Genomic DNA, 14,727 nt, shown 5'->3' on the forward strand with positions numbered 1-14,727 from the left:
GCCGTTTTCCTGCGCCGACTACCGGCGAAAAACCCGGAATAGTTTCCATCGCGGAACGGACATCGTCCCGTCCGGAATAGGATAGACTACCAGTAGATTGCGCGCTGAATGCGCGGAGTGGAGAATGCGTCGTCTCGTACTTGCTGTTACATTTCTCGTCTGTGCCGTCGGGATGTCCGGACAGGTCCGTCCGGACTGGGCCCTGGGCACACCATTGCCGGAAGCGCTGTCAGGACATGGTGCCGTCATGGTCCATACCGGCGACGTCCTCGTCGTAGGTGGTCTGCGTGCCGATGGTTCGACGAGCGATCGCTCATACGTCATCGATGGCAGGACGGGTGCCGTACGGCTCACGGCCAACACGATGGCGACGTCCCGCTGCCTTGCTGCCGTCCTGGAACTGCGTCGTCCGGACGGCAGTAGCGAAGTCTACGCCATCGGCGGATATACGGGTGGCGGCGGATCGTATTCGAGTACGGCGACGATCGAACGTTGTACCTACATTCCGGCCATCGATCAATGGCGCTGGTCCGCGGTCGGCTCGCTTCCCGTGGCCCTTGCGGAGCCCCGCGCCGTATTCAACGGCGGTGATCACATCATCGTCTGCGGCGGCCGCGTACAGACCGCTGCCGCACTCGGTACGGGTACGGTCTCCGCCACCACCGCACGGATACACAGGCAGACGGGGGCGGTCGACAGATTGTCGGATATGAGCGTCGCGCGCGTCGGTCACGCACTGATGCGTCAGATCAACGCCGTCGGAGCCCTCGAAGTCATCGTCGCCGGAGGCGAGGCGTCCGGCGTGCCCACGACGGAGCTTCTTGCCGGAACGTCATGGGATGGACGGGCCAACCCGCCGCGCGAATTGCGCTCGTATGCCGTCGCGATGGGCGATCCTGCCGGTATCGCGCGCATGAGTGGCGGACGGAATGCGACGACGACACTGTCGACGGCGGAGTGGTACGACGTGAAGAGTGGATGGCGCGGTATGCCGCGTCCCCTCGTCGCGCGCAGTCATGCCGCCTCCACCCTCATCGCCGGTCCCCGCGATACGGCCATGGCCTATCTCGTCGCCGGTGGCCGCGCATCGGATCCCGTATCCGATGTCGAAGTCTTCACATTACCTACGAGCTCCGATCCTGCGGGATTCTGGGAGGCCATCGCCTCGACGCCGTTGCGTGTGGATGCGACGGGCCTCGCCATCACCGACAACAATCTGCCCGTCGTAGTCGCGGGCCGTGAACGTACGGCGCCGACGAAGGCGACGATGTGGCTGCGTCCGGTGAGATGGACCGCACCCGCCTATGATCCTACGGAAGTGGGCGCGCGGAGCGACAGCGTCCTGATCGTTCTGGAAAACACATGGCTCCTTCCCCTCACGGTGACGATCAGACAGGAACAGGGCAGTGCCGAGTTCCTCGTGACGGCCGATACGGCCGCCCTCGTACTGCCGGCGGGATCGAAGAGAATCATCACATCATGGTTCCGTCCGTCGGTTCCCGGCCAGCGCGCATCGGCCATCGTCATCGACTATGGTCCGATCCAGGATACGATACCCTTGCGAGGTACCGGGCTTTCGTCGACGGTTCGCGTACTCGCCGCATCGATCGATGCGGGTGACGTCGCCGTAGGAACGTCGGATACCGTATGTGCCGATGTGCTCGTCAACGACGGTTCCGATACGTTGCGTCTCGACTCTCTCGTCATGACGCCTCCCGACCGGTTCACGGTGCTGTCGCCGAAAGGTGTCGTACGTGTAGCTCCGGGCGATACGCTTCATGCCTGTATCGTCTTCGCACCCCAGGTCCGTGGTGCCGAAGGTGCCACGCTCGAATGTCATTATGGAGCCCGGCATATTCCCGTGGCGACGGTCGGCAAGGGTATCCGTACGTATGCCATCGCGACCGGCTCGACGACGTGCGATACGGTGATGGCGACGCGGGGTACGGATGTGCCGACGTTCGTGACCATACGTAATCCGGGAGACGGACCCATCGTCGTGAATGCTGTGAACGTCATCGCAGCGCGACAGGATCTGTTCTCCGTCGGTACGTCACAACCCATTCCCTTCACGCTCGCTCCCGGAGCGACGGTCGTCGTCGACATCATCCTGCACGTCCAGCGTGAAGCCAGGGAGCAGGCTGTCGTGCGCTTCGTCTCCAACAGCGATACGGCAGTCGAAGCTCCGGTCTGCATCGTGATCCGTTCCCGTACCATCCAGGCATCGCGCGACAGCATCGAGATCGGTCCGCTTTGTGCGGGCGACAGCGTCGATATCTCCGTGGATCTGACGAATGCAGGTGCATTCGATGTCATCCGCATCGACAGCGTCATCGTGACGGGCGATCCTGCCATCACGATCGATCCGGTCAACGGCGTCGAATTGCAGCCGCGTTCGTCGCTGCCCATCGTATGTACCCTGCGATCATCGGTATCGGGCGACGTGCGCGGGACGATTTCCGCGCGTGGGCCGTTCGGTTCCATCGACATACCTGTCCATGCTCTCGTACGTCCGTCGATCGGCGCGGCCATCGCCGATCGTTCGACGAGCGTCGGACTCGTCGACACGGTGAGCATCACGTTCGCCGATCCGGCGATGAGAGAAGCCCGATTCCGCATCGAACTGCCGTACCGGGCACTGGATGCACGCCGTGTCGTCGGCCGTTCCGCCGACGACGGAATCGACGAAGCCGCATCGTCACTCGTTCATGAAGGTAACGGAACGTACAGTCTTCGTGCGGCATGGACGAAGGACGCTTCCGTCGAACGATCCCTCGGTATCGAGGTGGAGGTCCTCCGTAGCGACCTGTCCGCAGCGACGGTCCATGCATTGTCCGATCCGCTCATCGATGTCTGTCTCGACGTGAACGAAGCGACGGTGTTCATCGCCGGTGCATGCGGCCCGGATGCCGGTGTCGTTGCCGGACGACAGACGCTCGTGGCGCGATATGCCGGAGCGGGCCGTGACGAAATCGACATCGTCGTCGACGATGTCCTGAACGCCCCTGCCCATGTCGAGCTCTATGACATCCGCGGCATCCTTCTGCATTCACTTCCTCTTCCGTCGTCTCCCGCCGGTGCTGCCGCTTCCATGCCGGCCGCCGGTATTCCCGACGGTGTCTGCGTCGTGCGGCTTCGCCGTACCGATGCGGGCGACGTCGTAACCCTCCTGCACGTTCTTCGGTGAGATCATTGATGAAGCAATCTCTTCTTGTTGTAATGCTGTGTTGCGTCGTTCCATTGCAGGCGCAGTTCCACGACCTGGAAATCGGTGTGATGGGAGCTGCCACGCTGAACATGCATCGCGGATCGTTCTCCACGTCGAGCGGCCTTGACGAATGCGGGACGTTCAGCGATGCACTGACACCAGGTCTGATGATCGGTAACGACGTCCTTGCCCGTATCGGCGATCGATGGGGATTGTCGGGACGACTGTTCTACTATCGTGCCGATGGTTCCTTCACGTCGCCGACGGGAACGACGCCGCGTGTACGGCTCGCCGACGGAACGCTCGTACCGCTGGTATCCGAATACGCCCTGACGACGGATCTCGACTACATCGGACTCGAAGCGCTCGGCAAGTACTTCGTCGTGCCCGATGTCTACGTCGCTGCCGGACCGCAGGTGGGCTATGCGATGCGAACGGCGTTCGAGCAGCGCGAAGACATTCTCTCGCCCTCCAATCTGAAGTTCTCCAACGGATCGTCGTCCCGCGTCATCCTGGCCGGATCGTTCGAACGGACGTCGGTAGACGTCAACCGCCAGCTTCGTCTCGGCATCACGGCAGCCGTGGGTATGGACCTGACCCTATCGGGCAACTGGCGCCTGCATCCCGAAGTAGGCTTCACGTATGGTCTGACGAACGTCCTCTCGACCTTCGACTGGAAGGTCCATACCATCCGCGCAGGAGTGACGCTCGGCTATGTACTGAACGCGCCTGCAGCGGTGATCGTCACCGAAGCCGCACCTCCACCTCCGCCTCCACCGCCCGTTCCTTCCATGCCCGCCAACCTCGCGTTGAACATCGAAGGTGCATCGTCGATCACGATCACGGAAACGCGTCGCAGCGATCTGTTCCCGCTGTTGCCCTACGTCTTCTTCGATCATGCGAGTTCCGTCATTCCTGCGCGATATCGTGACCGGAAGGGAGAAACGGAATCGTTCGATCCGCTGACGGCAGCGGACAGTGGCCTCGCATCCTATCACGACATGCTCAACATCGTCGGTCAACGGTTGCGCGAGCGGCCGAGTGCACGGATCACGTTGACGGGACACCGGGAACCCGCCGACGGCGAAGCATCGTCTTCGCTCTCGATGGAACGTGCCGTCGCTGTACGTGACTATCTCCAGCGCATATGGAATATCGAACCGTCGCGCATGGACGTCGCAGCGCGTGAACTGCCCTCCGTCGTCTCCAACCGGAACACCGACGACGGTCGTGCCGAGAACCGACGCGTGGAAATCACGACGAACGATCCGGCCATCGTAGCTCCCATACAACGCCGGACCATCCGCCGCGAAACAGACCCCGACATCGTCCGGTTGATTCCTCTCACGCAGCCCGTTTCGGCATTCACGGATGCCGCCACGATCCGCATCATGGCACCGAACGGACGTGTGCTCATGGACAAGCCGTACCACGTAGCATCGCAGGAAACCGTCGCATGGACGCTGAACGCCGACGACATCGCTTCCGTGCTGGGAACAGCCCAACGCGTCGACCTCGTCGCAGAACTCACGGCGACGGAGAACGATGGAACGTCGCGCAAGGCCACACGAACGATCCCCGTACGCTCGATGATCCGCTCGGCCCGATACGACGATGAAATCGTCAACGACTCCACCGTGGAACGCTTCAGTCTCATCTTCTTCGACTACGACACGCCGACCATCAGCACGTTCAACACGACGGTGATGGACCTCATCCGGGCCCGCTGCCGTACGACGTCGACGGTGCGTATCACCGGTCTCACGGACCGTACCGGTAATCCGACGTACAACGAAGACCTGTCCCGTCGCCGTGCGGCTTCGGTCGCCGACGCAATCAAGGCACGGATCATTCCGAATGCCATCGAGTCCCGGGGGCTCGGACCCAATCTTCTTTTCGACAACGATCTGCCCGAAGGCCGGTTCTACAATCGTACCGTGCTGGTCGAAGTCGTGACACCACTCGACAGATGAGGACGGAATCCATGAACCATCTCGTCCGCTCTGTTCTCATCGTTTCTCTCGTCGCACTCGCCGGCATCCAGGCCTCTGCGCAGTCGAGCCTGTCGATCGTCGATGCACTGCCGCCGTATCTCCTGTCGTGCCGATTCACCAATAACGGTCACTTCTCGATCTCGACGAAGTACACGGGTACGCCGACGACGATCATCTATCGTGAGGACGGTACGGGGAATCGTCCGGTGAACTATACGTCGCACGTCCACCTCTACGTCGACGGTGTGGTCTATCAGATGGCCTACGAAGAAGACACGACGACGCGTACCGCACCACCACCGCATCCTCTCGCCGTGAAGCGGATGTATCCCGATACCGTTGCCGGCCGTCCGCGCATCAACGTCGACGTCCAGGCGCTGACCGTCGCCGAGAAGGACACGATCAGGGCCACACTGACGATGGAGCCCGTGCTCCGCTCGGGTGGTGCCTTCATCAGATTCACGATCACCGTCGACAACCGTGGTACGCGTCCGCACGATATCGGTGCGCTGCTGCTGGTGGACACGAAGATCGGGGCCAACGACCGTGCTCCCATCGCGACGGCCTATGGCTACTCGGGGGTGGAAACGAAGTACGAACGGAAGGTGGCTCCTGGTCTTCCCGCGTTCTGGCTCGCACTGGAGGGTACGCCGACGGCACCGGGACTCGTCGCACGCGGTAACCTGCGCGGTACGGAGCTGATCGAACCCGATGAGATCATCTTCGGTAACTGGACGGACGACCCGACGCGCGGCATACCCGGATTGTATCGAACGTTATGGAAGGGACGTCCGATCTCGCCGGCAGGATATACCGACAGCGCCATCCTGCTGTTGTGGGATTCGGAGGACCAGCCTGCGGGGCTTCGCCGTATCGTGGCTGCGACGGAAATCGGTATCGCCGATTCACTCAGCGTGCTCACGGGTGGTGGAAGCGGAGGCGGTAATCCCGGCGGTGATGGCGGCCTGGCATTGGCGGGGCAAGGCGGATGTCTCGAAGTGGAGGCGATCACCGAGCGTCCGTGCGGCGACCCGTCATGGAGCGTCTATGCACCCGATACCGTCCAGACGATCTATCTGGTCACGAACCTCGATACGGTGCGTGCGGCATCGGTTCGCCTCGTCGTCGGTGCACAGCCACGTGGTGTCCAGGCCATCGATACCGATGTATCCGTCATCCAGGACCCGCTCGCGGCCAGAGCGACGGGTGTGGGTCTTCTTTCCTTCGCTGTCGCGCCGCGTCTCGCCGACCACACGTACGAGATTCCCGTTACCGTCGTCCGCAACGGTGCGGATACCGTACTGAAGGACTCCGTCTGCATCATCGTACCTGGTGTGGCGGCCCGCATCAAGGCGAGAGACCATCTCACCGTGCCTGTCTGCCCCGGTGAGACGGATACCGTGGACGTCACCGTCGACCTCGATGGTCCCCGCTGTCGTCAGGTCGTCGGTGCCACGATCATCGATACCCCATCGCCGACGCTCGCACAGGTTCTTCAGCCCTTGCCGATGCTCGCAGCGAACGGAAGCGGCAGGATCCGCGTGGCCGTATCGCCTGCGACGGAAGGTCAGCAGCAGGTACGCATCGCAGTACACGTACGTGATGAAGAAGTGCTCGCCCCGGGAGATACGACGTGGGTGGAACTGCGCGATACGCTGACGCTGACGATCGTCGGACGTCCGGCGGAGTTCGCTTTCGTACCGGCCATCGACAGTATCGATCTCGGTGACGTATGTATCGGCGATTCGGTCGACGACGACCTGATCGTCCAGAATCTTGGTGGATGCGATGTAGAACTGACGGCCGCTCTATGGATCGACGATGCGGGCGGGACGTTCAAGGCCATCCCCGATTCGATCGTGGCGCGCAGGATCGGCCGCGCATCGCGCAACGAACTACCCCTCGTGGCATTCGGTCGTCGTCCGGGTGTCGCCGTCGGCAAGCTACGCATCACGAGTCCGGCCCGGCCGCAACAGCGTGACGTGACCGTTCGCGTCAACGTCGTACGTCCAGCCTATACCATCGCCGTCGATACCGTCGAGTTCGATACCGTATGCCCCAATGAGCGCACTGTGCGGATGCTCGGCATCTACAATCCCACGCCATGTTCCGTATCGATCGATTCCGTGACGGTAACGGATCCGGGTGGACGTATCCGTATGACGTCGAGCGATGGCTTCACGATCTCGGCGCGGGGCAGGGTGACGATTCCCGTCGTCGTCGAAGCTGTCCAGGCCTCGGATATCGTCGTGCCTCTCACCATCCACTCCGTCGAGGCGGGCGACCAGCAACGTACGGTGCATGTCGTGGTCCGAACACGGCAGCTCGCACCGTCCACGCCGTCGCTGGAGCTCGGTGATGTACGGAAGGGAACGACGGTCGTTGATACCGTCGAAGTAACGAACGTCGGCGATGCGCCGATGACGGTCACCTCGTTGCGTCTTGCCGGAACATCAGCGGCGGATTATGCCGCCGTACCTGCCGATGGAAGGGCCTTCCCCTTCGTCCTCCAGCCGTCGGAGCGATTCGACGTGCGCGTGACCTTCACGCCGAGCGATATCGAGACGAGGCGTGCGACGTTGATCGTGGCTACGACTGCCGCTCCGTGTGCAGTTCTGCAGCCCATCGTCCTTACCGGACGCGGGGTGGTGCCGATCATGGACATCGCCACCTCGCGTATCGGTGCCGGTGCAGTTTGTATCGGTACAGCCGTCGATACGACGATCACCATACGCAATGCCGGAAACTCGACGTTGCGGCTGACGTCCATCACGATACCCGTGAACGAAGCATCGTTGTCGACGACAGCGTCATTGCCCATCGCCATCGACTCCGGTATGAGCGTATCGTTGCCGCTGCAGATCGCACCGCGCGTTCTGGGCACGCGTACGCTGAACATCCATCTCGAACATGACGGTGAATGGCTGTCGCCCGTCGATACGACCATCGACGTTTCCCTTCGCGGAGTGCTGTGTGCCGATGTCTCCATCGATACGATCCGTGCCGACGTCGGTACCCGTATCGACATTCCGGTGCGGCTCCGACCGAGGTATGCTCTCGCTCCCGATTCCGTGACGTCGCTGCTCGTCGGTTCGGCGGCGCCATTGCATGTCCAGGTGCGTACGGACAGGGCCCAGGTCGATGTCTCGAACGCCGATGAAGGGCTTGCCGGTGCATCGGTGGCCGGCACGACCATCGTACCGGGACTCGTCGATATCGAACGTCTGGACGTCGTTCCCACGGCGATGGGCGATGTCGTCACGATCCTTCGCGCGGAGGTCCTGCTTGGTCCCCAACGGACGAGCCCCCTTCTGCCTGCGGTCGTGAGCATGGCCAACGGCGACGTCGAACTGCGTATCCTTCCCGGTCTGCTCCAGGCCGACCGGTGCGCTTTCGACAATCGAACGGTCGAGGAGCGGCCGATTCCGGCGGTGTGGAATGCAGGCAGTGGAATCGTCGTCTACCTGCCCGATGGCAGGAGTGGGGAGCTGCGCATGACGACGCTCGCCGGAGCCGTCGTCCATACGGTATCGTTGCCGCAGAGCGGCGGTGGTACGATGTCGCTGCCGATTCCCGACGGAGTGGCACACGGATGGTATGGCCTCGTCCTTACGACCGACGATGGCCAGATCGTACGTACGGCCATGCTGCTGCCGTAGCACGGCATGAGCGGACGGTCTTCCCCTATGTATGCCCGTAAATGAAGAACGCCGGTCCGAACGAACGGACCGGCGTCGGCATGTGATGTCTGATGGTGTGTCTGGCCTTACTGGGCCTTGGACTTCGTCGAGCGCTTCTGCGGTTCGTCCGACAGCTCGAAGAGCGGCGGTGCGCCGCGTTCCACGACGTCGCGCGTGATGATGCACTTGCGGACGTTGCGCTGATCGGGCAGGCCGTACATGATGGGATTCATCATCTCTTCCATCACACCGCGGAGTGCGCGGGCGCCCGTGCGGCGCAGTTTGGCGCGATGCACGAGTGCGATCAGCGCTTCGGCTTCGAATTCGAGCTGGACGCCTTCGAGCAGCAGCAGCTTCTGATACTGCTTCACGAGGGCATTGCGCGGATTCGTCAGGATGTCGAGCATGGCTTCGTCGCTCAAGGGATCGAGCGACGTGATGACGGGCAGGCGGCCGATGAATTCGGGGATGAAGCCGAACTTCATGAGGTCATCGGGTTCCACGAACTTCAGCAGTGCCGGAGTGTCTTCCGCGGCGGCTGCGAGGGTGGCCGTGAAGCCCATCGTCGACGTGCGCCTGCGACGGGAGATGATCTTCTCGAGTCCTTCGAAGGCTCCACCGCAGATGAACAGGATGTTGCGCGTGTTCACGTAGATCAGCGGCTGTTCCGGATGCTTGCGTCCGCCCTTCGGGGGGATGCCTGCCACCGTGCCTTCGAGAATCTTCAGGAGGCCCTGCTGGACGCCTTCGCCGGAGACATCGCGGGTGATACTGGCGGAGTCGCTCTTGCGCGTGATCTTGTCGATCTCATCCACGTAGACGATGCCGCGTTCGGCACGCTCGACGTTGTAGTCGGCATTCTGCAGCAGGTTCACGATGATGGATTCGACGTCGTCACCCACGTAACCGGCTTCGGTCAGCGTCGTGGCATCGGCGATGGCGAACGGAACGTCGAGGATGCGGGCGAGGGTCTGGGCGAGCAGCGTCTTGCCGGTACCTGTCGGCCCCAGCAGGAGGATGTTGCTCTTCTCGATCTCGACGTCGTCGAACGGGCTCACCATGTCCTCGGCCTGGATCCGCTTGTAGTGATTGTACACTGCAACGGAAAGGACTTCCTTGGACTTGTCCTGCCCGATCACGTAGGAGTCGAGCTGGCGCTTTATTTCCGATGGGCGCGGGAGTGACTTGAGATCCGTGCGCAGCGTCGTTGCCGGCTGATTCTTGCGTAGGATCTCGACGGAGTTCTGTACGCAGATGTCGCAGATATAGACGCCTTTACCTGCGATCAGGCTCGTGACTTCCCGTGAGCTGCGTCCGCAGAACGAACAATGCAGCTCCTCGGGTTGTCCAGTGTTATCGGTTGTCGACATTAATATCCCCCAGGAATCGACGTCAACTTACGCTGAAATTTCCGTTGTCGGACGCTCCAGCACCTTGTCGATGATTCCATAGTTCATGGCCTCTTCGGCCGACATGTAGTTGTCCCGGTCGGCATCCTTCTTGATCATCTCGTAGTCCTTGCCCGTATGCTTCGAGATCACGCCGTACAGCGTATCGCGAATGCGGAGCATTTCCTTCGTGTAGATCTCGATGTCGGCGGCCTGGCCTTGCGTACCGCCCAGGGGCTGGTGCATCATGATGCGCGAATTGGGCAGGGCGAAGCGCTTGCCGTGGGCGCCGGCGCAGAGCAGGACCTGGGCCATCGACGCGGCCATGCCGACGCAGATGGTCGAGACGTCCGGCTTGACGAACTGCATGGTATCGTAGATGGCCATGCCGGCCGATACGCTGCCACCGGGTGAGTTGATGTAGAGCGAGATGTCCTTGCCCGGATCCTCGCTCTGCAGGAAGAGCAACTGGGCGATCGTCAGGCTGGCCACATAGTCATCGATCGGCGTGCCGATGAAGATGATACGTTCCTTGAGGAGACGCGAATAGATGTCGTAGGCACGTTCGCCACGGCTTGTCTGCTCCACGACCATCGGGACGAGCTGGTTATGCATGTGTCCTCAGCAACAGGTTCATTAGACAAGTGATTGTTCCGAGTCCACGTTGACGTCGTTGATGATCGCATAGTCTACCAGCGTGTGCAGCGCCTTCTCGGCGAGAAGTTGGTCGCCGACGCCGCGGTTCTGGCGCATGAGCATGCGCATCTGGTCCTCCGGCATGCCGTACTTGACGGCGGCCGAGGCGATATCCTCGTCGGTTATCTGCAGGGATTCGGCGTCGATGATCTTGTTACGGATGATTTCCCACCGTACGATACGCTCGGCCGTGGGCTTGAGCTGCGGCTCCAGGTCGTGCGCCGTGAGCTGTTCGAGGCCGGGTGCACCTTCATTCCTCTTCTTGAAATCGTCGAAGAGCTGATGGATGACGCCATGGACGAGGGAGCCGGGAATCTCGAAGCTGTGGGCCTGGACGAGCTGGTCGACGATCTGGTTCTCCACTTGGTCGCGGGCAGCGTCCTCGTAGTAGTGCTGGAGCTGGTGCTCGATGTCGTGGCGCACTTCCTCCGTCGTGGTGAAGCGTCCACCCGTGACCTGCTCGGCGAATTCGTTGGTGAATTCGGCGGGCACGACCTTCTGGATGTCGGTGACGGTCACACGGAAGCTCGGAGGCGTCTGGTTTTCGTCGGACGTCTCGGCAACGTAGGAGAAGTTGTCGCCCACCTTGAGGTTCATGAGCGAGTTGCGCAGATGCATGTCCAGGTTCTCGTCGTCGAGGAAGACACGTTCTTCGCGGGCTTCCTTGCCGAGGAGCGGCGTGGACGTTTCGCGGTCGAGTTCGTGCATGGTGATCGTGGCTACGTACATGTAGTCCGTGATCTGCTCCGCAGGCTCGAAGCTGGCGGCGCGGAGTGCGATGCGGGCGATCTCCTCATCGACATCGGCATCGGTGACGGCCTTGACAGGACGATTGACGACGAGGCCGCGATAGTTGCCGAGTTCGAATTCGGGGAGAACTTCGAAGCGGATCGTGAAGGTCACGTTGCCCTGTTCCTTCTGGATATCCGTAAGGGCGGGCTGACCGACGACGTTGATCTTCTCGGCGGCGACGAAGGAGCGGAATTCGGCATCGGCAATCGAGTCGAGTGCTTCGTTCTCGATGCCGCGGCCGAACTGCTGTTTGATGATGTTGAGGGGGACCTTGCCCTTGCGGAATCCCTTGACGGCGATGCCGGCCTGGGCCTGGACGTAGGCTTGATCGTAATGTGGACGCAATTCAGCATCCGACAGCGTGATACGAACCTCCCGGCGACAACCGTCGAGGTCGATGAGATTGCGTTCCAACGAAAGACTCCCTGTAGAAATACACATCGTGCGGAAGGAGAGACTCGAACTCTCACGGTGTGAACCGCCAGATCCTAAGTCTGGTGCGTCTGCCAATTCCGCCACTTCCGCGAAGACAGCAAAGATACGGCGTTCTGTTCTAGCCCACCATAGCAAAAACGAGGCCGATCTTCGTGCAGAATCAGGCACATGGCCCCTATCGCAGGAGCGTACCGTTCGGGACGGAAGCGTCGGGAACGGCGAGCACGACAGCACCGTCTTCCCGGTGAAACCCGGTGACGAGCACCTCGCTCACGACAGGGCCGATCTGCTTGGGCGGAAAATTGGACACACAGACAACCTGTTTTCCGATAAGGGTTTCCGGAGAATAGAGGTCGGTGATCTGGGCGCTGGAGCGCCGTACGTCGCCTCCGCCGAGGTCCACCCATAGCTTGTAGGCCGGTTTCCGGGCCTCGGGAAAGGGTTCGACCTTGACGATGGTGCCGACCCGTATTTCGACCTTTTCGAAGTCCTGCCAGGTAATCATGGTGATCGGAGGTCATGAGTGTTGTTGCGGATAGCCATAAATTTACGCCATGCCTGATATCCTCATCGTCGGTGGCGGGCTCGCCGGTATCGCCGCCGCCGCCGAAGCGGCGCGCGAGGGATGGACCGTGACGCTGGTCGAAGGGCACCCCTACCTCGGCGGACGTGCCCGCTCCTTCATGGACCGCACCACGAACGAAGTCATCGACAACGGACAGCATGCCATGATGGGATGCTATCACGCCATGCTGGGTACGCTACGCATCCTGGGAACGGACCATCTGATCCACAGGCAGCCGGCACTGAAGGTGGCCTTCGCCGATGCTGCAGGCCGTACCGACATGCTCGATGCGTCGAAGGCTCCCGGCAAGTTCGGCGTGGCGCTCGGCATCTGGCGTCTGAAGCACCTGCCGCTGCGTTCCCGCATCGCGGCCCTGTGGTTCGCCGCACGCATGCAGTATGGCGGGATCCGCACCGACGGTATGACCTGCCTCGATCTCCTCCGTGCCGAAGGCCAGCCTTACGACGTCATCCATCGTCTCTGGGAACCCATCATCCTGGCCACGCTCAATGCTCCGATGGACAAGGCGGCGGCCAGCCTTCTTCTCACCGTCCTGCGCCGGGCCTTCTTCGGCGATGCCGAGAACTCCTGTCTCTACCTGCCGTCGGCAGGTCTCTCCGCCTTCGTCGAACCATTGGAAGATCTTCTCACCGCAGGCGGGGGACGGGTACTGACCAGCACGTCCGTCGAGGCCTGTACCACGTCGGACGGGCGCATCGCGGACGCCCTGTTGACGACGGGCGAAGTCATCGTGGTGGATCGCATCGTCTTCGCCGTGCCGGCACGGTCCCTTCACCGCATCACGGTCGACGGCAATACCTTTCCCCTGGGTTCCGTGCCCGAGCCCAGCCCCATCGTCAGCGTCTATCTGTGGTATGACCAGCAATGGCTGGAGCACGACTTCGTGGCGACGCTGGACACGACGATCCAGTGGGTGTTCAACAGGCGGCTGCTGACGAAGGCCGATCCGAACGTCGTGACGTCCTATCCCGGACACGTGGCCGTGACCGTCAGTGCCGGATCGGAGCTTGCAGGACGTTCGTCGGAAGAGATCGTGACGGTCTGCGACCAGGAGTTGCGCAGCCTGTTCCCGTCGGCCCGGAATGCCGTGTTGCTCCATGGCGTCGTTCTCAAGGAACGGATGGCGACCTTCCTGGCCACGCCTGAGGTCGAGCCATTGCGTCCGTCCGCCGCGCTACCGTGGCCGAATGCCGCATTGGCGGGGGACTGGACGGCGACCGGTCTGCCGGCGACGATGGAGGGGGCGTGTCAGAGCGGCGTCGATGCCGTCAGGCTGCTGGCGTGAATCTGAGCCGTTCGGGAACGGTGGTATTGACGCGGCGTACGATGGCGATCATGACCCAGCCTGCCAGCATTCCCATCACGAAGCCGCCGAGCACGTCGCTCGGATAGTGTACGCCCACGTAGACGCGCGATAGCGCGATGATCACGGCGATGCTCCACCACAGGATGCGCCGGTGCGGATAGAACCAGGCAAGGATCATGGCTGCCGCGGCATTGTTCAACGCGTGGTTGGAGGGGAACGAGCCGCCGCCACTGCCAGCCAGTTGATGGACATCGCCGAGCGCGAGGTAGGGACGCAGCCGCTGTATCGGTTCCTTCAGGAGATGGTGGCTGGCGGGGTCGACGATGGCTACCGTCACCAGAAGCGCCGCCGCGCACCAGCGCCCGCGCGCACCGCCCCATATGAGCAGGGCGAGGATGCCGGCGACGTATACCGGACGCCAGTAGGTACTGGATGTGACGATGGGCATCAGTGTGTCGAACACGCCGTTGGACCAGCCATGGTTGATGGCGTAGAACAACCATACATCGACGGTGTACAATGAATCCATAACATTCCCGTGATAGCGGTCCGAAACTACGGAGAAGCACCGTCTTTCGAGGTCTGGAGCGGCTTCCGCCGGTGTGGAGAACTATTCGCCACGACATGGTCGGAAACATTTTA

At 61.8% G+C, this 14,727-nt stretch carries 8 protein-coding genes and 1 tRNA gene; 4 read left to right on the forward strand and 5 right to left on the reverse strand.

The window, feature by feature from the left end; translation table 11 throughout:
* Nucleotides 1-172 precede the first annotated feature (172 nt).
* From BGO89_04485 to BGO89_04495, 3 genes are read left to right on the forward strand one after another with little or no spacing between them, the layout of a single operon-like run.
* Nucleotides 173-3,187 carry a hypothetical protein gene (locus BGO89_04485; GenBank protein ID OJX60827.1) on the forward strand — a complete coding sequence of 1,005 codons (3,015 nt, stop codon included), beginning with the start codon at nucleotides 173-175 and terminating at the stop codon, nucleotides 3,185-3,187.
* Nucleotides 3,188-3,219: 32 nt separating this feature from the next.
* Nucleotides 3,220-5,181, forward strand: coding sequence for a hypothetical protein (locus BGO89_04490; protein OJX60828.1), 1,962 nt, complete (start codon nucleotides 3,220-3,222; stop codon nucleotides 5,179-5,181).
* Nucleotides 5,178-8,861, forward strand: a complete 3,684-nt coding sequence (locus BGO89_04495) for a hypothetical protein (GenBank protein OJX60829.1) — start codon at nucleotides 5,178-5,180, stop codon at nucleotides 8,859-8,861. The genes BGO89_04490 and BGO89_04495 overlap by 4 nt, the downstream gene beginning before the upstream one ends.
* A gap of 107 nt (nucleotides 8,862-8,968) precedes the next feature.
* Here the strand turns inward: BGO89_04495 and BGO89_04500 are convergent, their stop codons facing one another.
* From BGO89_04500 to BGO89_04515, 4 genes are all read right to left on the reverse strand, one after another.
* Complete coding sequence (locus BGO89_04500; GenBank protein OJX60830.1) at nucleotides 8,969-10,252, reverse strand: ATP-dependent protease ATP-binding subunit ClpX; 1,284 nt, start codon at nucleotides 10,250-10,252, stop codon at nucleotides 8,969-8,971.
* 27 nt (nucleotides 10,253-10,279) lie between these two features.
* On the reverse strand, nucleotides 10,280-10,885 hold the full coding sequence (locus BGO89_04505) for an ATP-dependent Clp endopeptidase, proteolytic subunit ClpP (GenBank protein OJX60831.1): 606 nt from the start codon (nucleotides 10,883-10,885) through the stop codon (nucleotides 10,280-10,282).
* 1,313 nt (nucleotides 10,886-12,198) lie between these two features.
* Nucleotides 12,199-12,283: transfer RNA gene (locus BGO89_04510), tRNA-Leu, on the reverse strand.
* A gap of 85 nt (nucleotides 12,284-12,368) precedes the next feature.
* Nucleotides 12,369-12,698, reverse strand: a complete 330-nt coding sequence (locus BGO89_04515) for a tRNA-binding protein (protein OJX60832.1) — start codon at nucleotides 12,696-12,698, stop codon at nucleotides 12,369-12,371.
* Between the two features lie 49 nt (nucleotides 12,699-12,747).
* Between BGO89_04515 and BGO89_04520 the strand changes: the two genes are divergently transcribed.
* The gene (locus BGO89_04520; protein OJX60833.1) at nucleotides 12,748-14,064 is read left to right on the forward strand and encodes a hypothetical protein; all 1,317 of its coding nucleotides are present in this window, start codon (nucleotides 12,748-12,750) and stop codon (nucleotides 14,062-14,064) included.
* On the opposite strand, the gene BGO89_04525 is transcribed toward BGO89_04520, so the two are convergent.
* Complete coding sequence (locus BGO89_04525) at nucleotides 14,048-14,614, reverse strand: hypothetical protein (protein ID OJX60834.1); 567 nt, start codon at nucleotides 14,612-14,614, stop codon at nucleotides 14,048-14,050. The two genes, BGO89_04520 and BGO89_04525, sit on opposite strands and share 17 nt — an antisense overlap.
* Nucleotides 14,615-14,727 lie beyond the last annotated feature (113 nt).

The sequence above is a fragment of the Candidatus Kapaibacterium thiocyanatum genome (genome assembly GCA_001899175.1).
GTDB lineage: Bacteria > Bacteroidota > Ignavibacteria > Kapaibacteriales > Kapaibacteriaceae > Kapaibacterium > Kapaibacterium thiocyanatum.